Annotated in this window: 25 protein-coding genes and 1 pseudogene; 14 read left to right on the top strand and 12 right to left on the bottom strand. The window is 67.7% G+C overall.

All coding sequences use genetic code 11. The features are described from left to right. Nucleotides 1–7: 7 nt before the first annotated feature. Complete coding sequence (locus JWS14_RS00955; protein ID WP_072946278.1) at nucleotides 8–256, top strand: PLD nuclease N-terminal domain-containing protein; 249 nt, start codon at nucleotides 8–10, stop codon at nucleotides 254–256. Between the two features lie 86 nt (nucleotides 257–342). Here the strand turns inward: JWS14_RS00955 and JWS14_RS00950 are convergent, their stop codons facing one another. After that, the gene (locus JWS14_RS00950) at nucleotides 343–1,221 is read right to left on the bottom strand and encodes a universal stress protein (RefSeq protein ID WP_206012287.1); all 879 of its coding nucleotides are present in this window, start codon (nucleotides 1,219–1,221) and stop codon (nucleotides 343–345) included. A gap of 218 nt (nucleotides 1,222–1,439) precedes the next feature. On the opposite strand from JWS14_RS00950, the gene JWS14_RS00945 reads away from it, so the two are divergent. From JWS14_RS00945 to JWS14_RS00915, 7 genes are all read left to right on the top strand, one after another. Next, on the top strand, nucleotides 1,440–2,051 hold the full coding sequence (locus JWS14_RS00945; protein ID WP_476748558.1) for an Rv1733c family protein: 612 nt from the start codon (nucleotides 1,440–1,442) through the stop codon (nucleotides 2,049–2,051). 62 nt (nucleotides 2,052–2,113) lie between these two features. After that, nucleotides 2,114–3,526: a WS/DGAT/MGAT family O-acyltransferase gene (locus JWS14_RS00940; protein WP_095864187.1), complete on the top strand. Its 1,413-nt coding sequence runs from the start codon at nucleotides 2,114–2,116 to the stop codon at nucleotides 3,524–3,526. 169 nt (nucleotides 3,527–3,695) lie between these two features. Next, entirely contained in the window at nucleotides 3,696–4,688 is a 993-nt protein-coding gene (locus JWS14_RS00935) for an Acg family FMN-binding oxidoreductase (RefSeq protein ID WP_095864188.1), read from the top strand. 125 nt (nucleotides 4,689–4,813) lie between these two features. Next, nucleotides 4,814–5,818 carry an inorganic phosphate transporter gene (locus JWS14_RS00930; RefSeq protein WP_072946282.1) on the top strand — a complete coding sequence of 335 codons (1,005 nt, stop codon included), beginning with the start codon at nucleotides 4,814–4,816 and terminating at the stop codon, nucleotides 5,816–5,818. Beyond that, nucleotides 5,818–6,459 (top strand): hypothetical protein, encoded by a 642-nt coding sequence (locus JWS14_RS00925; protein WP_206012286.1) that lies wholly within the window; start codon nucleotides 5,818–5,820, stop codon nucleotides 6,457–6,459. Before JWS14_RS00930 ends, JWS14_RS00925 begins: the two co-directional genes overlap by 1 nt. A 132-nt stretch (nucleotides 6,460–6,591) precedes the next feature. Next, nucleotides 6,592–6,861, top strand: coding sequence for a metal-sensitive transcriptional regulator (locus JWS14_RS00920; protein WP_206012285.1), 270 nt, complete (start codon nucleotides 6,592–6,594; stop codon nucleotides 6,859–6,861). A gap of 109 nt (nucleotides 6,862–6,970) precedes the next feature. Then, nucleotides 6,971–7,378 (top strand): DUF302 domain-containing protein, encoded by a 408-nt coding sequence (locus tag JWS14_RS00915; RefSeq protein WP_072946302.1) that lies wholly within the window; start codon nucleotides 6,971–6,973, stop codon nucleotides 7,376–7,378. Nucleotides 7,379–7,415: 37 nt separating this feature from the next. On the opposite strand, the gene JWS14_RS00910 is transcribed toward JWS14_RS00915, so the two are convergent. Beyond that, nucleotides 7,416–8,288, bottom strand: coding sequence for a DUF4436 family protein (locus JWS14_RS00910; protein ID WP_072946285.1), 873 nt, complete (start codon nucleotides 8,286–8,288; stop codon nucleotides 7,416–7,418). A gap of 13 nt (nucleotides 8,289–8,301) precedes the next feature. Beyond that, a pseudogene (locus JWS14_RS00905) lies at nucleotides 8,302–9,463 on the bottom strand (zinc-binding dehydrogenase). Between the two features lie 128 nt (nucleotides 9,464–9,591). Here JWS14_RS00905 and JWS14_RS00900 point away from each other — a divergent pair. Then, entirely contained in the window at nucleotides 9,592–10,128 is a 537-nt protein-coding gene (locus tag JWS14_RS00900) for a carboxymuconolactone decarboxylase family protein (protein ID WP_072946287.1), read from the top strand. 28 nt (nucleotides 10,129–10,156) lie between these two features. Here the strand turns inward: JWS14_RS00900 and JWS14_RS00895 are convergent, their stop codons facing one another. Both JWS14_RS00895 and JWS14_RS00890 read right to left on the bottom strand, forming a co-directional pair. Continuing rightward, a complete protein-coding gene (locus JWS14_RS00895) occupies nucleotides 10,157–10,582 on the bottom strand; it encodes a hypothetical protein (RefSeq protein ID WP_072946288.1) in 426 nt (141 codons plus the stop codon). A gap of 156 nt (nucleotides 10,583–10,738) precedes the next feature. After that, nucleotides 10,739–12,244 (bottom strand): MFS transporter, encoded by a 1,506-nt coding sequence (locus tag JWS14_RS00890; protein WP_095864350.1) that lies wholly within the window; start codon nucleotides 12,242–12,244, stop codon nucleotides 10,739–10,741. 334 nt (nucleotides 12,245–12,578) lie between these two features. On the opposite strand from JWS14_RS00890, the gene JWS14_RS00885 reads away from it, so the two are divergent. Next, on the top strand, nucleotides 12,579–13,262 hold the full coding sequence (locus JWS14_RS00885; protein ID WP_095864192.1) for a hypothetical protein: 684 nt from the start codon (nucleotides 12,579–12,581) through the stop codon (nucleotides 13,260–13,262). A 22-nt stretch (nucleotides 13,263–13,284) separates the two neighbouring features. Here JWS14_RS00885 and JWS14_RS00880 read toward each other — a convergent pair whose 3' ends face one another. Then, the gene (locus JWS14_RS00880) at nucleotides 13,285–14,133 is read right to left on the bottom strand and encodes an alpha/beta fold hydrolase (protein ID WP_095864193.1); all 849 of its coding nucleotides are present in this window, start codon (nucleotides 14,131–14,133) and stop codon (nucleotides 13,285–13,287) included. A 158-nt stretch (nucleotides 14,134–14,291) separates the two neighbouring features. On the opposite strand from JWS14_RS00880, the gene JWS14_RS00875 reads away from it, so the two are divergent. Beyond that, nucleotides 14,292–15,038: a response regulator transcription factor gene (locus tag JWS14_RS00875; protein WP_095864194.1), complete on the top strand. Its 747-nt coding sequence runs from the start codon at nucleotides 14,292–14,294 to the stop codon at nucleotides 15,036–15,038. Between the two features lie 97 nt (nucleotides 15,039–15,135). On the opposite strand, the gene JWS14_RS00870 is transcribed toward JWS14_RS00875, so the two are convergent. Beyond that, complete coding sequence (locus tag JWS14_RS00870; RefSeq protein WP_095864195.1) at nucleotides 15,136–16,071, bottom strand: alpha/beta fold hydrolase; 936 nt, start codon at nucleotides 16,069–16,071, stop codon at nucleotides 15,136–15,138. Between the two features lie 53 nt (nucleotides 16,072–16,124). Between JWS14_RS00870 and JWS14_RS00865 the strand changes: the two genes are divergently transcribed. Further along, nucleotides 16,125–16,664, top strand: a complete 540-nt coding sequence (locus tag JWS14_RS00865; RefSeq protein ID WP_206012284.1) for a TetR/AcrR family transcriptional regulator — start codon at nucleotides 16,125–16,127, stop codon at nucleotides 16,662–16,664. 13 nt (nucleotides 16,665–16,677) lie between these two features. On the opposite strand, the gene JWS14_RS00860 is transcribed toward JWS14_RS00865, so the two are convergent. The 4 genes from JWS14_RS00860 to rox form a co-directional block, all read right to left on the bottom strand. Next, nucleotides 16,678–18,408, bottom strand: coding sequence for a GAF domain-containing sensor histidine kinase (locus JWS14_RS00860; RefSeq protein ID WP_206012283.1), 1,731 nt, complete (start codon nucleotides 18,406–18,408; stop codon nucleotides 16,678–16,680). 48 nt (nucleotides 18,409–18,456) lie between these two features. Next, complete coding sequence (locus JWS14_RS00855; RefSeq protein WP_072951667.1) at nucleotides 18,457–19,104, bottom strand: response regulator transcription factor; 648 nt, start codon at nucleotides 19,102–19,104, stop codon at nucleotides 18,457–18,459. Nucleotides 19,105–19,172: 68 nt separating this feature from the next. Next, nucleotides 19,173–19,457: a hypothetical protein gene (locus tag JWS14_RS00850; protein ID WP_179377707.1), complete on the bottom strand. Its 285-nt coding sequence runs from the start codon at nucleotides 19,455–19,457 to the stop codon at nucleotides 19,173–19,175. A 104-nt stretch (nucleotides 19,458–19,561) separates the two neighbouring features. After that, on the bottom strand, nucleotides 19,562–20,995 hold the full coding sequence (gene rox, locus JWS14_RS00845) for a rifampin monooxygenase (protein ID WP_095864199.1): 1,434 nt from the start codon (nucleotides 20,993–20,995) through the stop codon (nucleotides 19,562–19,564). Nucleotides 20,996–21,261: 266 nt separating this feature from the next. Here rox and JWS14_RS00840 point away from each other — a divergent pair, with 266 nt between their 5' ends. After that, entirely contained in the window at nucleotides 21,262–21,543 is a 282-nt protein-coding gene (locus JWS14_RS00840) for a DUF1876 domain-containing protein (protein WP_072951674.1), read from the top strand. A 23-nt stretch (nucleotides 21,544–21,566) separates the two neighbouring features. Here JWS14_RS00840 and JWS14_RS00835 read toward each other — a convergent pair whose 3' ends face one another. Further along, the gene (locus JWS14_RS00835; RefSeq protein ID WP_095864200.1) at nucleotides 21,567–22,556 is read right to left on the bottom strand and encodes an Acg family FMN-binding oxidoreductase; all 990 of its coding nucleotides are present in this window, start codon (nucleotides 22,554–22,556) and stop codon (nucleotides 21,567–21,569) included. An 864-nt stretch (nucleotides 22,557–23,420) separates the two neighbouring features. On the opposite strand from JWS14_RS00835, the gene JWS14_RS51670 reads away from it, so the two are divergent. Continuing rightward, on the top strand, nucleotides 23,421–24,113 hold the full coding sequence (locus tag JWS14_RS51670; RefSeq protein ID WP_420855131.1) for a monooxygenase family protein: 693 nt from the start codon (nucleotides 23,421–23,423) through the stop codon (nucleotides 24,111–24,113). Nucleotides 24,114–24,185: the final 72 nt, after the last annotated feature.

The raw sequence follows: 24,185 nt of genomic DNA, 5'->3' as shown, positions 1-24,185 counted from the left end.
ACGAATAATGCACAGCAGACGAAGCCGCAAGTCGTGGTCTGATCTGACGCACCGCCAGCGCACCGCCGTCGCCATGTCAGCGGCAGTACAAATGGCACTCGCGATCGCCGCGTGGACCGATCTCGCTCGCCGCGATCCGTGGCAGATCAACGGCAGCAAGAAGATGTGGGCCGCATTTATCGCGGTCAATTTCATCGGCCCGATCGCTTACTTCACACGCGGTCGCCGCGACGAGACCTCACCGCACACCGCGTAGGCTCTCCGCACCGCGGCTGCAACACCCGACGACAGGGATGTCCCCGGGCACGGGTGCATGACCCTGTCCGCGCGAGGGCGACGAACTCAGCGGGCGACGATCAGCGGGCAGGTGACGGAGTGCAGCAGGGCCCGGCTGGTCGATCCCAGCAACATGCTCGCGAATCCACCACGACCGCGGCTGCCCACAATCAGAAGTTGTGCGCGTTCGGCTTGTGCGCGCAAATTGTGGACAGGACGATCTATCACCGCCACCGGCTGGACCTTGACGTCCGGGTAGTCCTCAGCGCGACCGGCCAGACTTTCGGCCAGCAGTGCCATCTCGCGGGTGTGCTGCTTCTCCCATTCGAATCCGCTACCGCGCCAGCCCGCGAGATCGAGGTCGATATCGGACCAGGCGTGCACGGCCACCAGCCCGACGTGCCGCTGCGCAGCTTCCTCGAACGCCACGGAGATCGCAGGTTCGCTGTTGGCTGTCCCGTCCACCCCGACGACGACCGGTCCGACTATCTCGGTCACCTCGGTATGGGGGAGGTCGCGGACCACCGCGACGGGACATTGGGCGTGGGTGACGACTGCGGTACTGACCGAACCGAGCAGTGCCCTCTCCACCGGGCCGTACCGGTTGCTGCCGATCACCACCATGCGTGCCGTCTTCGACCGCTCGAGCAATTCGTGAGCCGGTGAGCCCGTGTCGCGCGCGATCTCGATGTCGATGTCGTGACCGTCGGCGGCCGCCCGAGCAAATTCCTCGGCCTTTGCCAGGCGTTTCCTCGCATCGAGTTCCTTGTCGTCGAAGAACCTGGCGGGTATCCCGGCAGGGACCCCGGGGTCGCCGAACGCGGAGGTGACGGTGACCAGGACCAACGGGGCGTCGTGGTAGACGGCCTCTCGTGCGGCCCAGGTCACGGCCTGCAGTGCCGACTGCCCGTCTACTCCGACGACGATCGGCTTGTGGGCGGTCATGATGGTCTCCTCGACTGAGTGTGCGTTCGCCCGATTCAACAATCGTCTTCGCTGGTACAAACGCCTCATAGAGCCGAAGGTCCCGCCTTCCGGAAGGGCCGCCGTGCATTGACGACAACCGAAGTCACCAGTCACCGACCGAGGGACGCGAGATGACCTTGGTCTCTACAGACCTGTGACACGAGCCGGAAGACTGAGAGTGCGGAACGCAGGAGGTCGTGGTGGCTGGGGAACTGACTACACCAGTTCGAATCTGGCGGTTGGTGCCATGGAGCCACAACGGGCTGATGCGTCCGAGCGACCGCCTCGAATCCGTCATCGTCATCGTTGTAGTCGCGGTGGTCGTACTCCTGCTTCCGGTCGCCGGGGCGTTCGGAACCGCCACCTACACCAGGTTGAGCGACCAAGCACGAGTCGAACAGGCGACCCGTAGCGAGGTGACCGCCGTGCTCGTCGAGGATGCGGCGCGCGTATACAGCGAGGATGCGGTGCGCGGAACTGGAGGGTCCGATCTTGGTCGGGCGCGGGTGCACTGGTCCGTTGGCGGGACGGGGCACACGAAAATGATCGACGTCGATTCCGGGGCGAAAGCGGGCGACGCTGTGAGCATCTGGGTCGACACGAACGGGAATCTCAGTGCGGCGCCGATGACCGGCGGGGAGAGCGCGGTCGCCGCGGTCATCGCCGCCATCGCAGTGTGGGCAACGAGCATCATCGCGGGAGTGCTGCTCCTTCTGGGTGTTCACTGGAGCGCGTCGAGGCACCGCCTCGCGCAATGGAACCGGGAATGGGCCGGGATCGGAAAGGCACCCGGATGGCCCGTGAGCTGAAGTCGACACGGCCGTGAATCCGGACCTCAGGAACACCGCACTGGAAGGCGATGAGGTCGACCATGGGCAATGACACGCTGAGTTTCCTCGACGCCGGCTTCCTGGAAACTGAAGACTCCGACCGGCATGCGAGCCTGACCATCGGAGCGCTGGCAGTCATCGAAGGACCCCCGCCCGATCAGAAGGAGTTCCGCGACGCCGTCGCGGAACGTCTCCTCGACCTTCCACACGCACGCGACAAACTCCGCACGGCTCCACTCGATGTCAGTGCCCCGTCGTGGACGGAAGATTCGAACTTCGACCTCGACCGACACCTGCGACGGGTCGCCATCCCGAACCCGGGCGAGGAGGAGGCACTGTTCGGATTCGTTGCCCGAGTCATGGGGCACCGGCTCGACCGGGACCACCCGCTGTGGGAATGCTGGGTAGTGGAAGGACTCAGCGGCGACCGCTGGGCGATGCTCGCCAAACTCCATCACTGCATGGCCGACGGGATCACCGGAACACGACTGTTCGAGGCTATGTGCGATGAGGTGGAGCCGACAATCGACCCCGCCGCCGACTCGTCGGGTCCGGATCGCCCCGCGCATCAACCACCGCCGGCACCGTCGATCTCCACGCTGCTCTCCCCGAGCCACCAGTGCGAACTACTCGAGACAATCCTGCGCGCTCCTCTCACGATCGCTCGAGCGGGACTCGGAGCGGGCCGGGGACTTGCCCGGCTCCTGACCGAGATGCTGACGTCGTCGTCCGACACTTCACTGATCGGTCCGATAGGAAAGCAACGGCGCTACCGCGGTGCCCGCACCCGGATGGCGGATGTCCGGGAGATCTGTGCGGCATACGGCGTCACGGTCAATGACGTCGCCCTCGCGGCCATCACCGGCGGATTACGGACACTGCTCCTCCGGCGCGGTGAACACCCCGACGCACACACGGTGCGCACACTGGTTCCGGTCTCGGCGCGGTCCGCGAACGACGACGCGGAATCTCTCCACAACCAGGTATCGCTCATGCTGCCGTTCCTGCCGGTCGACATCGAAGATCACGTCGAACAGCTCACCGCAGTGCATCGGCGGATGTCCGCGCACAAGGCAGGCAAGGAAGCGCAGGGCGGAAAGGTGTTCACCACTTTGGCGCAATCCGGGCCGTTCATGCCGCTCGCCTGGGCATTGCGTCTGGCCACCCGATTCCCCCAGCACAGCGTGGTGGCAGTGGCCACCAACATCCCCGGACCCCAACAGACTCGTCACCTCCTCAGCCGAAGAATCGTCGACATCTTCCCGTACGTACCCATCGCACTGCGATTGCGCGTCGGCATCGCAATCCTCAGCTACGCCGACAATCTGACGTTCGGGTTGACCGGTGACTACGACACCACCCCGGACCTCGCCGACCTGGGAACGGCGATCGAACAGGGCGTGTCCTCGCTACTGACGGCAGCCCGGTTGGAGACCGCGGGCAGCCAGAGCTGATCGGGGACCCGCCATCCCACAGTCGCATGTCGGTCCAGCCCTCGGGTGGGTGACGGCAGAATGTCGCGATGACCTCCGGCCCTACCGGTGCGAGGGCCCGGTACGCGAGACTCGACATCACCACGATGGCACCAAGCGGCGCACCTGGCTACGAGTAATGAGGTGGGTGATGGGCACAGCTGCGGAGACGATGCCGAGTTGGCGCACGATCGAGTCGGTGGTCGCGTCGGCCTGCCGGGCGCCATCTCTTCACAACAGTCAACCGTGGCGGTGGGTCCTCGAGCCGGAGGGTCTGACACTGTCCAGTGACCCCGACCGCATCCTGCCTGCCACCGATTCATTCGGACGTCAAATGGTGGTGTCCTGCGGTGCGGCGCTCAACCATCTGAAATACGCTCTACTCGAGCACCATTGGGATTCGGTGATCGAACGCATGCCGCATTCGGCGAACCGCGAGTGTCTGGCAACTGTTGCATTCACCCCCACGGCGGACGTGTCCGAATCCGAGATCTCCATGGCAACGGCGATCGCACGCCGGTACACCGAGCGGCTACCGATGTCTGCACCTACCTCATGGGACGACACCCTGGCGCAGGTCACCGAACTCGCCGAACGCGCAGGAACACAGGTGGAAGACATCGGAGATCGCGCACGACCCGCACTCGAGGCAATGTCACTTCGCCTCCGAGGTCTACGCCGCGAGAACCCGGTGTACCAAGCCGAGCTGCGCTGGTGGGCCGGGCACGCACTGTATCCCGACGGGATTCCGTCGGCGGCGCTACCAGCCGCGCCACCGGGAACTGTCCCGGTCGGACGAGAGTTCCCTCCAGGCACTGCCACGTGTGACCCCGGCGACCTGGAGGACCGTGCAGCGATACTCGTGCTCACCACCGGCTCGGACTCGAGGCTGAACTGGTTGCGATGCGGCGAGGCGCTCTCGGCGCTCCTGTTGGCCTGCACAGCGCGAGGCTTCGGTACGTGCCCGGTCACGCACATGACCGAGCTGGGGGAGACGCGAACCCGTGTGGGTGAGCTGCTCGAGGGCGATGGCCTGCCTCAAGTCCTCATCCGGGTCGGCATCGGGCCACGGGCCGAACCGCTCTCGACAACGCCGAGACGACCGCTCTCCGAGGTTCTCTTCCGCGACCGATCGGAGGCCTGACCGTGCACGGGACTGATCGCGCCGTCACGGCGCTGCAGATGTTCACCAGGCCGTCTCGTGCGGCCGTGATGGCCTGTTCGATGCCGGCCGCAGAGAGCCCACACACCGATCGCGTGTACTGAGCCGTGGAGGTCGCTGTCCTCCTGGCCATCGCGACAGCGCTCGCGTTCGACCTCACCAACGGCTTCCACGACTCCGCGAACTCGATCGCCGCGCTCGTCGCCACCCGGGCCGCTCGCCCCGAACACGCGCTCATCCTGGCTGCTGCCGGGAACTTCGTCGGCCCATTGATCGTGGGAACGGCCGTGGCCGACACCGTCGGAGGAGTCGTCGCACTGCCCGCGAGCGCGACGGTCACAGCGGTCGGCGCCGCACTGACTGCAGCGATCGCATGGAACCTTGTCACCTGGTGGTTCGGGCTGCCATCGAGTTCATCGCACGCCCTGGTCGGCGGACTGGTCGGTGCATCCCTGATCGCTGCGGGCCCGAGTGGTGTGCACTGGGGCGGATTCACCGACGGCCGACCTTCCGGCGTGGTGGGGATCCTGGTCGGTCTGGCAATCTCCCCACTTCTCGGCGCGGTCGCGTGTGCGTTGCTCGCGACCATCGCCTGGAGACTGATGCGACGTGCCCGTCGACGCGCACTCGGCCCGGTGCGCCGCGCCGAATGGGTCACGGCCGCCACACTCGCACTGAGCCACGGTGGCAACGATGCGCAGAAATCCATGGGCGTGATCACGCTGCTGCTCATAGCGGGTGGCCATCTCACCGAGTTCACCGTGCCCCTGTGGGTCAAGCTGGCAGCTGCGACGAGTCTGACGGTCGGAACCGCGTTCGGCGGGTGGCGTATCGTGCGGACGGTGGGGCGTGGGGTGTTTCGGATGACTCCGCTCGACGGGCTGGTCAGTCAGGCCGGCGCCGCCGGCGTGATCCTCGGCGCATCCCTCGTGGGTGCACCGGTCAGCACCACACATGTAGTTGCCGCCGGTGTAGTGGGCACGGGAGCACAACACCGCGCGCGGCATGTGCACTGGAAGGTAGTCACAGAGATGGGCGTGGCCTGGGTCGTCACGCTACCGATGACCGCACTGCTGGGGGCGATGCTGTTTCCGGTGTGGGGGGCGATCTGATGCATCGGCCGCGACTGTCCAATGCGTGGTTCCTGCCACGCTCGTTCGACCTGCTGGGCATGCTGCGCCAACAGCTCGACATCGTCGAGCAGTGCATACACGTGTTGAACGACTGGGGACACGGCAAGATCCCGACCCATGATGCCGTCGCGGAGCTGCGGGTCGCCGCAGGGAACGAGCATCGTGCCCGCCGCACTCTCAACGACGCCGTGCGCGATAGTTTCAGCACCCCCGTCGAGGCGGAAGACCTCTTCGAACTGGGGGAGCGTCTCGGCGAGATCACCGAGGCCGGGTACGCCTTGATCCGGGAGTCCGAGCTGTCGTGTTCCGGCCCGACCTGCGCCCCGCCTGATCCTTACCTCGTCGAGTTGATAGACAGGCTCGCGAAAGCGATGGTCCCCCTCGCACAGGGGCTGCGGGCGCTGCCGAGTGGGGACGCGGCAACGTGCGCCGATCACGCTATCGAAGAATTGTCCGCGGTCGAGCACGCCTACCGCGCTGCGATCGCCGATCTCGAAACCGAGCCCGACGTCCGACGGGAGCTGCGTAGACGGGAACTGTATCGCCGCGCTGAACATCTGCACGCCGCGATGATGCGTGTTGCACGGCGGACCTGGTATTCGGTGTACAAGTCGCGGTGAGCACGGCCCGCTCAGCCACTCGGGAGGTCCAAGGAGCAGGCGCGGCGCGAGTGAGGTGACACTGGACTCACCTACCCCGACACGATACCCCCAGGGGTATTATTGGGGTCAGATTTCAGGAAGGGGACACTCGTGGTCGGCGACGACGACAGCATTGCGTTGGTACTCAATCGGCTCCGCCGCGCGCACGGGCAGCTGGCCGGGGTGATCTCGATGATCGAGCAGGGACGTGACTGCAAAGACGTCGTCACCCAGCTCGCTGCGGTCTCTCGCGCTCTGGATCGGGCCGGGTTCAAGATCGTCGCAACCGGGTTGCGTGAATGCCTGACCGGCGACGCTGCGGAGGGTGCCGAACCCATGACTGAGGCTGAACTGGAGAAGCTCTTCCTTGCGCTCGCCTGATCGTCATTCACCCGCATGGCCCAGGGCCGCTCCGATTCAACGCATCGACGATCACACAGCGAATGCCGAACACCAGATCCCACGAACACCGAAAGAAGGCCGAATGGTCATGAATCTCGCATTGTCGACAACACTTCACACAACGTTCGCCGATGCCGTGGAACGCACTCGGAAGGCCCTGTCCGAGCAGGGTTTCGGAATTCTCACAGAGATCGACATGAAAGCCACCTTGAAGGCGAAACTAGGCGAGGACATGGAGGACTATCTGATCCTCGGCGCGTGCAACCCGCCTCTGGCCCACCGCGCAGTCAACGTGGACCGGCAGATCGGGCTGCTGCTGCCCTGCAATGTCGTCGTGCGCGCCGACACCGCCACCGAGAACAGCGTCATCGTCGACGCGATGAACCCAGCCCTGATGGTCGAAGTCACCGGCGAACCGGGACTGAACGACGTCGCCGACGACGCCACCACCAAACTGCGGGCCGCGATCGACTCCCTCACCGCACACCGCGCCTGACACCCACACGGCTGGCGCCGTTACGCGCCCCAGCTGATCAGGGCTGAGCGGGCTGCTCGCTGTCCCTCCACCAGCAGAAGACGAACAACGCCAGCGACGCGACGAGGGTGGACACCACCCACACCGTGAGGGCGATGTCGACCCACGACCCGATCGGCGGGCTTCCCGGCAGGATTCCGCGCAACGGCACGACCGCGAACAGCATCGCCGCCATCCATCCGAGCATGTCCGTGTTGACGGCCCGCTTGCGCCGGAACGTCTGCAGCGCGACGAACGCGGCGAGCCCCGCGAGGATCGTCATCATCAGCAAGAGGATGCCGGCGTAGATCAGGTTCCCGCCCGTGCGCGCGAACAACAGCGCGGCGCCGGTGCCGTTCCGCGAGAGGTCCGTGTCGACTGTCACCGCTTCGGCCCGCGCCTTCCACCCGTCGACTCTGCCGTCCACGAGGAGACCCGTGGGCAGCAGTTCACGGTCGGCGCCGGCGCCCTCGTACGCCTCCACGACCATCGGGTTCACCTCGAACCGGTCGAACGGCCAGTACGCCGCGTTGCCGGTGGCGATGAACTCGGTGTCGAACGTCGTCGGTGCGGCGCCCGCCCGGAACACGATCTCTTCGTGACTGGTGCTCGGGAAGAGCAGCAGGGTGATGTCCCGATTCAGGGTGTCGCCGTTGGCGTGCAGGTACTCCTCGCCGACGGCGATCGTCACCTCGGCCTGCACCCGGTCGGTCGTCGGCTGCAGGGACTTCGCCGTCACCAGGACCACGACCTCGTCGTTGCTGCCCTCGAACGGTCCCTCGTCCTCGCCGGTGCGGCTGCTCAACCCGTACACGGTGAGCGACGCCGCGTAGATCAACGCGAGGAGCAGCGCCGGGGCGACCCATCGGAGGCGGGGATGGTGAGAGTTCATGATCGGCGGCGGATCACAGGGAAGCGGTGCTGATCTCGGGGTCGATCAGGATCTTCGCGTGCACCTCGGGGTCACCCAGCGCGGCGAACGCGGATTCGACCCCGGGCAGGCCGACCGTGCCGGTGATCAGCGGTGTCGGATCGACCTTTCCGTCGGCCAGCATGTGGAGGGTGTCGCGGAATTCGCGGGGGTCGTAGGCGACGGCGAAGCGGAGTTCGATCTCCTTGTTGACCGCGAGCGCCGGCCGGAACGTGTCGGTCTCCATGCACACCCCGACCACGACGACGCGGGACCGCAGCGGGGGCCCCGGCCAGGATGCCGTCGATGACGCCGGGCATGCCGACGCACTCGAAGACGACCGGCCCGGACGGTGTCGCGCCCACCGTGTCGGCGAGGGCGAACGCATGCCACCACGGCAGCCTCGGGATTCGGCGCAGTTTCTCCATGGTGTCCAGCCCGAGACCGAGCACATCCGTGATCGAGGTCGTTTCCCGACGTCGCGGATACGACGTCCAGGGCGACGCCGCGGCAGGGTCGACGACGACGTCGGCACCGCACTGCCGGGCGAGTTCGCGGCGGCGGGTGGAGAAGTCGGCGGCCACCACGGTACGGACACCAGTCGCCTTCAGCATGCTGATCACCGCGAGACCGATCGGGCCGCACCCGATGACGACCGCGTTCCGGCGCTTGCCGACGTCACCCTTGCGCACCGCGTGCCACGCCACCGACATCGGCTCGGTCAGGGCCGCCTTCTCCGCCGTCAGACCGTTCGGGACCGGCAGCGTCATCGACTCCTGCACCACCACCTGTTCGGCGTAGCCACCGGGCGCCGAGGCAGACAGGCCGGTCAGGTGAATCCCGGCGCCGGTGCGGACGATCGGCAACGCCACCACCGCGGTACCCACCGGCCACCGCTTCCGGCAGCCGGGCCCGTAACCGGCAACGGTGCCGCTGAACTCGTGACCCAGCACGACCCGCTGGTGTGAACGCATGAAGTCGCGGTAGCCGGTCTCGGCGGCCAGTTCCGCCATCTCGTCGGCGTGCACGCGGGCGTGCAGGTCCGAGCCGCAGATCCCGCACCGGGACACGTCGATCAGCACCTGACCCCTGGCCGGGACCGGAGCCGGGACGTCACCGAACTCCAGGCGAGTCTCGGTGCAGACGACTGCCTTCATGGTGACTCCTCGGGGTGCGGCGGGGTCGGCCTCAGCTCCGAACGTAGAACACTCCCGCCGCCGGGACACGGCGATTGCCGAATGGCCCAGGGGTTGTCTCGGTCCGGCGGCGGGTGTAAACCGACAGCATGAGCGTCCTCGGTCAGATGGACTCGTTTCGCCGCGTCTTTCCCACCGCCCGCCGCAACCGGGCAGACCTGTTTCGCTGGTTGCGACGCCGGCCGCAGCTGCTCGCGGCCGTCGGATTCCACGAGGTCGCGCTGGCGGCGAGCGCCCGGGTCGACCCCCGGTTGAAGGCGCTCGCCGAGATCAAGGCGGCCGCGCTGACCAACTGCGAGTACTGCCTCGACATCGGATCGGCGTTCAGCCGTGCGCTCGGGGTCAGCGACGCCCAGTTGCGCGCCCTGCCGGCGTTCCGCGAGAGCTCCGCGTTCGACGACACCGAGAAGCTGGTCCTGGAGTTCGCCGACGCGATGACACGCACCCCCGCCCACATCGGCGACGACCTGCGGCGTTCGCTGCTCGCCGCCTTCTCCGAGTCCCAGGTGACCGAACTCGCCGCGGCCATCGCCTGGGAGAATCACCGCGGACGTCTCAACCAGGCGCTCGGTGTGCGCCCTTCCGGATTCTCCGACAGCGACTTCTGCGCCGTGCCCGAACAGTGACGACAGCGTCGACGCCACCGCCGGACCGTCAGCGGTTGCGGAGCCGCGTCCACCCGGTGAGCACGTAACCGAGCCCCATCCCGAGCATCCACGTGTCCTTCGCGACGGCGGTGCCGTTCTCGTTCGGCCAGATGCTGCCGGGGTTCCGCAGAGCGGGGGTCCTCGCGTACATCGCCACGAGCCCCCCGGAGAACCCGGTGAGCGCGGCCCCCGCGACAACGGTGGGCACGAACGGTGCGAGCAACGCTGCGCCCGTGCCGATCTCGGCGATCGACAGCAACTTGATGAATCGTTCCGGCGGAATCGCGTTCAGGAACGGGAACGCGCCCGCCGCCATACCGTGAACGCCCTGGGCGGTCTGCTCGTCCGCCGACCATTTCTGCAATCCCGTATGGAGGATGAAGCCCCCGGTCGCGATGCGTCCGGGAAGGTCGCCGAGTGTGGTCAGTCGCATGGTGGTCTCCTGTCGTCCGGGTCGAACCAGAGAACTGTTTCCCCACCTCAGCCTCCCACTCGGCAGACGGCCGGGAGCGGTTTCGACGGAGCGGGCCGCCCGGTGGTCGTCGCCGCGCCCGCTCGGGGACGCGGCGACGACGTCATGACCAGCCGCTCAGTGGGCGAGAACCACGTCGGTCGCCGAGGTGGACTCGGCACCGGGTGCGCTCAGCTGCGAAATCCTGCGGGGCAGCGCGACGGCCACCACCGCGCCCAGCAGCGCCGAGATCGCGCCAATCACGAATGCGATGGTGATGCCGGTGTCCGTGTAGAAGACGGCGCCCTGCACGACGGTCGCGATGTGCGAGTTCAACACGGTGAACGCGATGACCGGAAGGATGGCGGGCAGAATGCTCTGGAACACCGCCACCATGCTCGCCGTCGTCGCCTGCAATTGCGGCGGCACCGTGGCGATGAGCAGGTTCGGGATGGAGGCGTACCCCATGCCCATTCCCACTCCCAGGAGGGCGGCGAAGCCGATCAGCAGCGCCTTGTCGTCGTGGATCGTCGCCGTGAGCAGGCAGGCCGCGGCCATCAGCAGCATGCCCACGACCATCAGGATCCGCGGCCTCACGTTCCGGGGAACCAGGGTTCCGACGATCAGTCCGCCGATCACCACCGCACCACCCAACGGAGCCTGGAAGATCGCGAATCCCTCTGCGCTGATGCCGAATCCGTAGCCGAGCCCCAGGATCGCCGGGGTCATGCACATCATCGGGAGCATGATCGTGAAGACCGAGGACGTGCCGTAGCAGAATCCGGCGCCGAGTGCCGTCAGGAATACGGGCCGCTTACCGAAGAACCGGATGTCGATCAGCGGGTCCGGCAGCAGAAGTGCGGACACGATCCACGCCACCAGCAGGGCGACACCGCCGGCGATGAACCCGAGGGTCGACCCCGACGTCCAGCCCCACGACGGCCCGAAGCTCACTCCGACGAGGATGCCGGCGAGTCCCGCGCCGAGGAGCGCGGCGCCGATCAGGTCGATGCGCGACCGCAGACGGACGGTCGATTCGCCGGTCGTCGCCCGGATCAGAATGCTGAGGACCACGAGACCGGCCAGGAAGAACCAGAAGATGCTCCGGAAGCCGAAATTGTCGATCAGCCAGCCGGTGAAGAACGGCGCGGGGATCGCGATGAGCCCCATACCGCTCGTGGCGATGCTGACCGCCAACGCCACCGTCCGGGCGGGGAAGACGTCGCGGATCAGCGAATAGCTGAGGAACAGGCACGGCACGAGCAGCCCGGTCAGGGAGCGGCCGGCGATCAGCACCGCGTACGTCGGTGCGATCGCCGAGATCAGCGACCCGAGCGCCGACAGGCCGACGGCCGTCAGCAGCATCTTGCGCTTGCCGTGGGTGTCGGCGAGCTTGCCGATCAGCGGGCAGGTGATCGCCCCCACCAGCAGGAACGACGTGAGCAACCACGCACCCTGCGTCGTCCGGTAGTGGGTGACGATCTGCGGCAACGCGATCGAGATCATCATGTAGCTGACCGCGAGCATCTCCAGCAGCAACACGATCGAGGCGAGCGAGAAGATCAGTTGGGGCGTCCATCGCTCGTCGGTCGCGTCCTGCTGTCGCGTCCGAGCCGATCCGCCGTCTGGCGCATGGGTGACCATCATCGGGTCCTTTCGAATACCTGCACGGGAACTCGTGGCGGTGCCGCGGCAGTGCGGCGCGCCCGAGCCGGGCGGTAGGGGTGGGTGGTCACATTCGGTGGTCGAAGTCTCGCGAATGTGTAATTGACATCACAGTTCTCGGGAATGCGGCACGCCATGCGGCGTTCCGCCCAGCGGGAGGCCGACACGCCCGGTCTGCACCATCGCCCGGGAAAGGCCAGTTCGCGCCGCCGAATCGGGCGTAGCAGGCGCGGCGGTCGGTTTCTTCGTCGGGCACGGGGCCGGTTGGCGCGAATCGGTGATTCCCGCTCACCGCTCGAGCGAGGATTGACCCATGGCCGCCATGCAGCGCGAGAAACAGTTCCGCCGGCTGAGAACGCCACGCTCGGCGGCCGTCGCGGGAATCGTGTTCGCCGCGTTCTTCTCCGCCAGCCTCGTCCTGCTGCACACCGCGCTGCCTGCCGACCCGTTCGACGAAACCCCCTGGGTGGGAAGCGGTGAGACACGGATCAAGACGGCCCTCGTGCTCGCCCCGTTCGCGGGCATCGCGTTCCTCTGGTTCATCGGCGTCATCCGCGACCGTCTCGGCGACCTCGAGGACCGTTTCTTCGCGACGGTATTCCTGGGCAGTGGCCTGCTGTTCCTCGCGATGGGCTTCATCTCGATGGGCGTGGCGGGCGGCGTCCTCGCGATTGCCCGGCACTCGGGCAGTTCCGCGGACGAGATCGTCTACTTCGGCCGCGAGATCATGCTGCAGATCAACCACGTCTACGCGCTGCGCATGGCAGCGGTGTTCATGATCTCGCTGGGAACGATCTGGCTCCGGACCGGACTGATGCCGCGATTCCTCGTCGTGACGACGTACCTGCTCGCCCTGGCCCTGCTGCTGGTGGTCAGCGTCAGCCTGTGGACGACGCTGGCGTTCCCCGCCTGGGTGCTGCTGGTCAGCATCTACATCCTGGTCACCGGACGACGCATGCGCGCCGCCCGATCCGAGTCTCCCCTGCGTCAGGCGTGATGCGTCGACACCACCCAAGAGTTCACCTGCGTGCGGGCGTGGTGGAAACGAAGTCGTCGATGATGCCGACCACCGCGGCCGGATCCTCGAGGTGCGGGTAGTGGCCGATACCGTCGAGGACGGCGAGCCGGCTGCCGGGCATCGCCTCGTGCGCCGCGTAACCGTGCGAGACCGGGATGATGCCGTCGGAATCGCCCCAGATCAGTTGGGTGGGCAGACCCGCGTTCAGGTACAGCCGGCTCAGCGCGCTCACCGCCTGCCCCCGATGGTCGACGACCGCGCGGAGAGTCCGCAGGAACGCCTGCCGGGTCTCCGGATCGGACAGCGACGAATAGGCGTGCCACATCTCGTCGCCGCGAACCGACTGAACCCCGATCGCCGCCAGCCAGCTGCGAACCTTGTTGCCGGCGTCGCGTATCGCGGCGGGCGCCATCAGGGGAAGCAGGAACTCGGACCCGGGCGCCGCCAGCAACCGCAGGGTCCAGTTCACGTCCGGTCCCAGTCCGCCGCTGCCGATGAGGACCAGGCGCTCACACCGTTCGGGATGCTGATAGCTGAACTGCATCGCCACCCCGCCGCCGAGGGATTGCCCGACCACGGTCACCCGTTCGATGTCCAGCTCGTGCAACAGGTCGCGCAGCCACGCGGCGAACGCGCCCAGCGAGTAGTCGCCGCGCGGTTTGGCCGAATCGCCGTGACCGGGCAGATCCGGGGCCAGCACCCGGTAGCGCTGCGCCAACTGCGGGAGGACCGCGCGCCACGTCGCCGAACTTCCGGCCATCCCATGCACGAGCAGAAGCGTCTCGCCCTCACCGCTCAGCCGGTAGGCGACGTCGTCCCCGTGCAGTGCGATGTGTCGCAGTTCCGACATACAGCGACCTCCCGATCGGGTGATGCAGCGGTCTCACGGTAACGATAGGGGAGTTCCGCTCGATATCGTCATCAACTGCGGCGTGGGAACTTGATCTTCGGCGCCGGGTTGATCTACACGGCACACCGACGTGAGGCTCGAAAACAGGAGGAATCCGCATGAACTCTGTGTCGAGCCCGGCCGCCGCCCGGCCGCGTGTCCTGCTCATCGACGCCGACGTGGCAAGCTCCCTCGTCGAACGCCTCCGGGACGGAGGATTCTTCGTCACCCGAACCTACGCGGAACCGGTGCGGTCGCGGATCGAACCCCCCGACGTGGTGATCGTCGACGCGCGATCACCCCACCTCGACGCCGACACCACCGTGCGGGGATTGAAGGCGATGCGATTCGCCCTCGCCATCGTGGTGATCGGCACCTTCCGTTCCGGCAACCGTCGCAGCGACCTCCTCGAGGCCGGCGCCGACGACGTGCTGGAGATGCCAGTCGGCGCGGACGAACTCGTCGCCCGGCTCCGTGCGATCCTCCGCCGTGTGAAACCCGAGGTGACCGCGCCGGCGCCCGCGGGCAGCCAGGACCTGTGCCTGTGCGAGGAGCGGCACGACACCGACTACGACGGGTTGCGCACCACGCTGACCAGGACGGAATTCGTCCTCTTCACCGTGCTCGCGCAGAACGTCGGCAGGGTCGTCACCCGCCGCGACCTCATGCTGATGGTGTGGGGTGTGACCGTCGAATCGAAGACGAACGTCCTCAACGCCTACGTCTGCTCCCTCCGGCGGAAGCTGGTGGCCGTCGGATCGCCGTATGTCGTCCACACCGTGCGCGGTGTGGGTTTCGCCCTCGGCGAGGACGTACGCCCGGGGACCATCGACCCCGCCCGTCAGGTGTCCGTCGCCGTGTCGTGACACCGGCCCGCGGGAATGGTCACCTACATCCACCCCGACGCCGGCGCACACCCGCTGGGCACTGCCTGACCGGGGAACCCCGTGATGCCCGGCCCCGTCAGGCCGCTGCGAAGAATGCGAGCGCGCGTTCGAGCACCACATCGGGCCGTTCGTCGACGAGGAAATGCGAGGCGCCGTCGACGAACTCCACACCGAAGTCGTCGGTGTGCCCCTCGAAGCCGCCGAGGAATTCCTTGCGCACGATGGCGTCCTCGGCGCCGACGAGCACCCGGGTGGGAGTGGCGAGACGGGTGTGCCGGTACGCGCCCGTCATGATCCGCGCCGCCTGACGCATGATGAAGCAGCGGTACAGGGCCGACGCCGCATGGGCGCGGGCCGGTTCGCGCAGCCGTCCGGCGAACAGTTCGACGTCGCGCTCCGACCACGTGTTCCGGTCCGTCGTGAAGCCTCGCAGCAGGTGGTCCGTCAGCCGTTGACGCCCGCGGCCGAGCAGGAACGGACCGAGGAACGGCGCGGCGATCACGGGCTGGAACCAGCCGTGCCGTGCGATCGTCGTCAGCAACCGTGGGTCGAACCGGATGAAGGGGTGGGGGACACCGAGGCTGATCTGCTTCCGGACCCGGGGGGGTGCGCTCAGGCACAGCTCGTATCCGAGAAGTGCGCCCCAGTCGTGCGCGATCAGGCAGACCCGGTCGAGTTCGAGCGCGTCCAGCAGTGCCTCGACGTCGGCGAGCAACTGCGCGCGGGTGTATCCGGTGGGCGGGGCGTCGGTCCAGCCGGCGCCGCGCAGATCCGGGCAGATCACCCGGTAGTGCTCGGCGAGTCCCGGGACGACCCCGCGCCACTCCCACCAGTGCTGGGGGAAGCCGTGGAGCAGCACCACCGGTTCGCCGTGACCGGCCTCGGCCACGTGGACGCGCAGGCCGGGGAGCCGGACGTAGCGGTGCCGGACCTCGCCCAGTGCGGGAAAGGTGTTGTCCGGCGCACCGTTCGGGCCGGATGTTCTGGCGTCGCCGGGAGCCTCGCGTCTCATGACCTCACGTTACTACGATCATAGTGCTACGTCACTATGTTTATAGTAGCCAGGTGACGTCCACGAGAACGAGTGCACTCGACGCGGCGATCGACCTGCTCGGAACCGAGGGTCTGCGATCGCTCACCCACGCCCGGGTCGACGACCGCGCCGGCCTCCCGAAGGGGTCGACGTCCAACTACTTCCGCACCCGGGCCGCGCTGCTCACCGGGACGGTCGACGCGATCGTGGACCGCGAACTGTCCGAGGTCGGCATGCTGGCACCGGCGTCTGCCGCAGACCTCGTCGACGCGGTCTGCGGCCTGATCGACTACACGACCGTCGCCAACCGAACCGTCACCGCGGCGCGGCTGGTCCTGTTCCTCGAGGCCAGCCACGACCCCGTTCTCCGGGATGCGCTGGCACGCGGGCGCACCGCCATGGAGGCGTCCGTCGTCTCGGCATTCGCCCACCTCGGTGCGCGGGACCCGCGGACCGCCGCCACCGCACTCATGGCCTGCGCGGAGGGACTGATCCTGCACCGCATCGCCCGCGAGGACACCATCGATCCGCGGCCGGCCTTCGAACTGGTGGTGCGGGCGGCGTTGAGCTGACGCGCACCCGGACTCACGGAAGGGGAGCGGACCACCGGAGCGTGGTTCCACCGCCGAGAGTCGAGTCGACGGCGCAGTGCCCGTTGACTTCCCGCGCCCGGGCGGCCAGATTGTCCAGCCCGCTGGTGGCGACGTTCTCCTCGAATCCCTTGCCGTCGTCCGCGACCTCGATCGCGAGATCGTCGTAGACCGAGATGCTCACCGTCACCGTCTCGGCTCCGGCGTGCCGGACCGCGTTGCTCAACGCCTCACGCAGAACCGCCTCGGCATGCTCGGCGAGCGAGGCGTCGATGACGGACAGTGGCCCCGACATGTGCACCGTCGTGCGCAACCCGGAATCCGCGGTGGTCTCGGCCACGATCTCGTGCAGACGCCGCCGGAACTGCGTCATGCCGCCCGAACCGCCGTGCAGGTCGAAGATGGCCGTGCGGATGTCCCGCACGATGTCGTGCAGGTCGTCGATCGACTGTTCGAGCCGGTCCTTGACGACGGGAGCCTTCGCCCGCTGCAGGGTGCTCTGCAACGACAGGCCGACCGCGAACAGCCGTTGGATGACGTGGTCGTGGAGGTCACGCGCGATCCGGTCGCGATCGGACAGGACGTCGAGCTCACGCATCCGGCGTTGACTGTTGGCCAGCTGCAACGCGACGGCCGCCTGATCCGCGAATCCCGACATCAACGCCAGCTGGTCGTCCGTGAACGGCGCGGCATCGACATGGCGGAGCGTCACCAGCACCCCGGACACCGATTGCGCGGCACGCAGGGGCAGCGCCAGCGCAGGACCGAACCGGGCCCCCGTCTCGAACCCGGGATCGAACGCCAGCGCGGTGACACGAAGCGGGGTCCGCTCCCGGAACGCCTCACCGGACGTCGACCGCTCGACCGGGATCGCCCGGCCGATGATCCGATCCGAGACCGTCCCCGCCGATGCCGTCACCACGAGCTCGGTCACCTCGTCCGACGGGAGGTCAGGATCGTCCGGCACCGCGAGAAAGGCACTGTCGGCGGCGGTCAGGGCCAGCGCGTCGTCGGCGATCACCTGCAGCACCTCCGCGGTCTCGCTGCCGGCGAGCAACTCGGTCGCGATCTCCCGTGTCGCCTCCAGCCACGCCTGCCGCGTCCGGGACTCCTCGTACAGGCGGGCGTTCTCGATCGCGATACCGGCGGCCGCCGCCAGCGCGCGGAGAAGCACCTCGTCGTCCTCGGTGAACTGCGCACCGTTGGCCTTCTCCGTGAGATACAGAATCCCGAACACCTCGTCCCGGACCTGAATGGGAACTCCCAGAAAGGTTTTCATCGGCGGATGGTGCGGCGGGAATCCCACCGACACGGGGTGCCGGGACAGGTCCACCAACCGGACCGGCTTCGGATCCGTGATGAGGAAACCGAGGACGCCGCGACCACGAGGCAGGTCGCCGATCCGCTCCCGCGTCTCCTCGTCGATGCCCTCGTAGACGAACTCGCTCAGCCCCTCGGTCGGAGCGAGCACCCCCAGCGCACCGTACCGGGCGTCGACGAGATCGATCGCCGCGTGCACGATGGTGCGGAGCGTGTTGTCGAGGTCGAGTCCCGACGTGACGGCGAGCATCGCCTCGAGAAGGCCGTCGACGTGATCGCGCGCATCGACGATCTGCGCGATGCGGTCCTGCACCTCGGTCAGGAGCTCACGCAGCCTCAGCTCGGACAGGCTACCGAGGAGGGGCCCACGGTCGTGTTCGTCCGGTTGACGGGTCACACGACGCATTGTCCCACCCGGTGACCTCACGAGGAGCCGGAACAACCATAGGTCCCGTCAGGTGCCGGGCGGTTTCGACGGCAACTTCGTGGCCAGCACCGCCGCCTGCGTCCTTCGCTCCACACCCAGTTTGGTCAGCAGCCGGGACACGTAATTCTTGACGGTCTTCTCCGCGAGGAACATGCGTGCGGCGATCTGCCGGTTGGTGAGCCCCTCACCGAGCAGGGCGAGCAAGGTCCGCTCCTGATTGGTCAGGTGCGCGAAGATGCCGTCCTTCCCATCGGCGTCCGCACGCACCTTGTCCATCAGAACGCCGGCGGCACGACTGTCGAGCAGCGATTTGCCCGCCCCCACGTCGTGGACTGCCTGAGCCAGCTCCATGCCCCGGATGTCCTTCACGACGTATCCGCTGGCCCCGGCGAGAATCGCGTCGAGCATCGCCTGCTCGTCCGTGAACGACGTCAGGATGAGGCAATGCAACTCCGGCATCAGCGAGTGCAGTTCCCGGCACAGCTCGATTCCGTTGCCGTCGGGCAAACGCACGTCCAGGACGGCGACATCCGGTTTCAGGGCAGGCACCCGCGCCATCGCCTGCGCGTAGGAGGCGGCCTCACCGACCACCGTCAGAGCGGGATCGGAGGTGAGGAGATCCGCGATCCCTCGCCGGACGACCTCATGGTCGTCCACCAGGAAAACCCTGATCATGGGCACCCTCCAGACCTGGCCGCGTCACCCTCGGAGAATTCAGATTACGCCGGTGAGCACCGGGCCGGTCAGCGCGCGGCCGGACGAAACGGCCCGGATCCGCGACGCCGCGGCCGGTGCGGCATCAACATCGCCGCCGCCAACCCCACGGTCGCGACGAGCGTCGCCGCGGCGCCGACTCCGACGAGGGGAGTCGCGAGCCAGGCACCGAGCAGGACCATCAGGCCCGCGGTCACCGCTCCCGCCACCACCGCAAGCGCGAACCCCGCGGGATGCACGTACAGGAACTCGCCGGGCTCGTCCTCCCGCCGGTGACGATCCTCGCGCGGCGATGCGGTGGAGTGTTCGAACATGGTGTCCTCGTTCCTTCGCCGGCTCCGATGTCGTGCGCCGGCCCTCGTACAACGGTGCGATAACGGCGAGCACAATGACAGGGCCGAAGGTCACACGTCCGTCCTCAGGCGTCGGCGGCGCCGAACCACGTGGGCAGCACCTCGAGCAGATCCCGCTGATCGTCACCGACCCACGCCACGTGACCGTCCGGACGCAGCAACGCCGCGGGCACGTCCAGTTCTTCGCTGACGTCGACGACGTGGTCGATCCGATCCGCCCAGCCCGCCACGGACAGCCTGCCCGTCTGGTCGAGCAGCAGTCCGCGGCCGTCGTGCATCAGCCCGTACAGGCGACCGCGTTTCAGTGCGACGTCCCGCATCCGTCGGCCGAGCAGTGCGTGGCCGGCGCCGAAGTCGTAGCGGACGCCGACCGCGGTGATCTTCTCGATCAGATACCGGTTCACCTCCTCGAAGTCCATCAGCTCCGACAGCAGCCTGCGCACCGCCTGGGGACCCGGCTCGGTGGACATCAACTCCATCTGCGCGCGGGTGTTGTCCAGCACGTCGGCGGCCACCGGGCGCCGTTCGGTCTGGTAGCTGTCCAGCAGCCCGCCCGGGGCCCAGCCGCCGATCTGGGCGGCCAGTTTCCATCCGAGGTTGAACGCGTCCTGGAGGCCGAGGTTGAGGCCCTGCCCACCGGTCGGCGGGTGGATGTGCGCCGCGTCGCCGGCCAGCAGCACACGTCCGGTCCGGTAGCGGTCCGCCAGCCGGGTGGCGTCGCCGAAGCGGGACAGCCAGCGCGCCGAGTGCGCGCCGAAGTCGGTGCCTGCGAGAGCCCGCACCTGCCGCTTGAGTTCGTCCAGGGTCGGCGGGACCATCCGGTCCTCGGCGACCCCGTCGGCGGGCGCGACCAGGCGGTACACCCCGTCCCCGAGGGGCATGGCGCCGAACCGCTTCTGCGTCTTGCGGACCTCGGCCACCACGGCGGCCAGTTCCTCCGGCGGCGCCGTCAGCTCCACCTCCGCCAGCAGCGTCTCGACCCTCGACGGCTCGCCGGGGAAGCCGACGCCGAGCAGCTTGCGGACCGTGCTGCGGCCGCCGTCGCAGCCGACGAGATACCGGGCGCGCAACCGGGTGTCTCCCGCCGCTGCCAGTTCGACGCTCACCCCGTCCTCGTCCTGACTCAGCCCGACCAGTTCACAGCCGCGCCGGATCTCGACACCGAGTTCTGTGGCGTGCTCGGCCAGCAGGCGCTCGGTGACGGTCTGTGGGATGCCGAGGACGTACCCGTGTGCGGTGTCCATCCGGTCGGGCCACGGTGTGTCGATGCCGGCGAAGAAGCCACCGACCTCGTATCGTGTGCCCTCCGCGAGGAAGCGGTCCAGGAGGCCGCGCTGATCCATCAGTTCGATGCTGCGCACGTGCAGGCCGAGCGAGCGGACCACTTTCGTCGGCTCCGGTTCCCTGTCCAGCATGAGCACGTCCACGCCGTGCAGCCGCAACTCGGCGGCGAGCATCAAGCCGGTCGGTCCGCCGCCGGCAACGATCACGTCGATCATGAAAACCCCATTCGACACGGTTGCGTTCGGCCAGCTGCTGCGCTTTCTGCAGGTTCTGGCTTCGACGGGAGATTCTGCGGCACGACCAGGGTCTTGCCGCAAGGCCCCCGGTGCGCTATGCGTTGAAAGGGGCACGGAGCGGACGACTCCTGCCCTTTCCTATGCCGTTCCGTCATTCTCACGGTTCATTGATCGCCGGCACCGTAGGACACTGGGTAATAGGACCACCTCGGTCCCGCACTCACACCGAACGGAGGCCACCGGACATGAACGAGACGACATGGTTGGTGGAGATCGTCATCGACGAACACGACTCGGACGAAGGCGGCTCCAGAACCCGCGCACAGGCCCGGCTCCGCACCCGCGACACCCGCACGTTCGTCGGGTCCGGACTCGCCCGCCGAAACCCGGACGACACCGAAATCCCCGAGATCGGAGAGGAACTGGCCACCGCACGCGCGTTGTCCGACCTCGCCCACCAACTGATCGAGGCCACCGCGGCCGACGTGGAGACGGCCACGCACAGCCGCGTCCATCTCACCGGATAATTGCCCTCGCCGACGCGAACCCGTCAGCGGGGGATACGACGCCGGCCGACCGAGAAGACCGATTCGACCGGCCGTCTCGGAGTCTGCCGCGGCGCCGACTTCTTCTCGGTGGTGCCCACCCTGATCAGCGCCTGCGGGAACCCGCGGTCGGGAAGCAGTTCGCGGATGATCTCCCGGCCCTGGCGGAGTTCGGTCATGTGGGTCAGCGGACACGTCGACAATCCGCCGACGGTGGCCTCCAGCAGCACCGCGGACAGGGCCTCACCGGCGCGGAGCCACTCACCGCGACCGTCGGTGGCGGTGCTCAACACCAGCACCGTCGAGCGGTCCGTCTCCGTGGTCGCGCCGGCGTCCCGGCCGGCGGGGAAGCGGCGCCCGATGTCGACGCGGTCCCGGTTGTCCGCGGTGGCCAGCGCCTCGGCGGGGATTCCGCCCTGCGCGGTGGAATGACCGGCCCACCAGTGCAGCTCGGCCTGATAGGCGGAGTCGTATTTCCTCGCGGCCGCGGTCGTTTCGGTTGCCCTCGCGAGTGCCGGACGCGCCTCCTGCCTCAGCACGGTCAGGTGGACGTCCTGACGGCGCACCACGTCGTCCAACGCGGCGGGCAGCGGCGTCTTCAAGCTGACGGGACCGAAGGGCCTGCGGTCGGAGTGCCGGTGCCGGATCGCCGCGAGCAGATCGAAGTCGTGCGACTGCGGCCGGGCGTCGTGACGGAACCGAATCGTCGCCAGGTGACCGGATCGGGGCCCGTCCGGGACACGCTGGACGTCCGCCGCCCATCTGAGTGCGGTCAGCGCCGTCTGAAGATGATTCAGCGCCGCACCACAACTGACGACCAACTGCCGGCCCGTCGGGTCGGTCGACGCCAGGACGCGGCCGTGTTCGGTGTAGAGGTCGAGTTGGCCGTCGGCGTACGTCCACTGCCACGGCTGGCTGTTGTGTACCGACGGCGCCCGGCAGGCAAGGTCCACGGCAATGCGAACAACGTTCTCGTCGGGAATGGTGCTGTTCACGATCGCCTCCTCGGTGAATCGCGTTCCGCCCCCACCCGGCGCGGAACGCCGGTGCCTGTATCCCAGTGTTCGCCGTCCATCGGCGCGAGATAAGGGCCGATGGTCACCGCCCGGGCGACGATTCACGTGCGGGTCGGGCACCCTATTACGTCAGAGTGACGAAACATGAGGTCATGGCCGGGGCGGGGGACACTGAACGTTCATTCGGAAACGGCGGGTGTCCGGGCCACTCCGGGGTCGACGCCGAAGTGGCCTCACCGGCCCGGCGCGGCACATCCGGTGGCGTGAATATTATTCAGCACGCGCGAACGAACGCATTGCGCCGCGACGTTCGACAACGACGCACCGAACCGGCGGGTACGAGATCGAGGGGCGACGGCCGTGGATGCCGGCGGGCGCAGGACCGACTGGGTGTAGAGGGGCGAGCCAAATCCGGGTCTCTGAACTGCGGCGATAGGACGCCACCTTTGCCGATGGTCGGCAGTGTGACATTTACGCTGGTGAAGTCAGCAGTACTCTCTGGCGTGCCTGCCACGTCATACCCACTCGTGCTTTGTTGTCGAACGTCCGCATCGCCCCCTCGCCGACGCGCGCAGCCGACTCGAAATATGTGCGGCTGCCCTCCGGTCCGGCGGCGGCGGCGCTGCACCCGGCCACGGTCACACAGACCGCGAGTATCAGTCCCACGGCGCGGCGCAAACGGTGATCTCGCATGTTCTGGCCCCTTCTTCCGAGGTTGGTGTCGGATGCGACACGCCGAGATGCGCTTGGCCCTTGCCGTGTCGGCGTGAGCGATTCCGGGCCGGCGCGGCGCTGCGGCACCGGCGTGACTGCGATTGCCGTGCCCGTCGCGCCCGTGTCGGCATGACTGGTGATTACCGCCAGTGTCAGCCTTGGGCCGGGCCGGAAACCATCCCACACTCGGGGGGATATCGGGACCACGGTCTGCCGTCGCATACTCACTACAGGACCGGACGGAAGCAGCCCACTCTCAGCTCGGGTCCACGCATTCACCGGAGGGCACATGCCCCACCACGGCCTGAACCGTGGGAGCCCCCTTTCCGTCGCCGGGACCTCGGGATGGCGGGGAACACCCGATCGCTTCGCGACACAACGCGGGCGGAGACGATCCCGAACTGGCAACGCACCCGCGACCGACCATGTCGCTCGCACCCGCAGGAGGTACCGCCCATGGCCGACATCCACCGCGGCCGCTTCACGGCCGACGTTTCCGTCCTCGGCGACGAGATTGTCGTGTATCTGATCGGAGCGCGAATCAACAAGCCCTGGAAGTTCCGGACCTGGTGGCCGGTCTTCGCCGCGATGCCGAAGATACTGACATACTTGCCCACCCGGAGAACGGGTTGTTGGGATACGAGCAGGCCCTTTTGCCGTCGCCGATCATCGTGCAGTACTGGCGTTCGTTCGAAGACCCGACCCGCTTCGCGACATGACTTGGCCGCCGTCCGGATCGGACGCACTGCCACCGAGCCAAGCCACCATCCTGACACCGCGCTACCGGACACCGTTCGAGGGGTTGTTGACCCCGCTCGGTAAGAGCTGCGGCGGACCGTGGAGGTCGGCACGACGGAAGATGCCATCGCGGGCAGTCTGAGGTGGCCTCTGGGA

The organism is Rhodococcus koreensis (assembly GCF_017068375.1).
GTDB lineage: Bacteria > Actinomycetota > Actinomycetes > Mycobacteriales > Mycobacteriaceae > Rhodococcus_F > Rhodococcus_F koreensis.
Note: the sequence above shows the minus strand (reverse complement) of the source record. Positions and strands in the feature narration are given on the sequence as shown.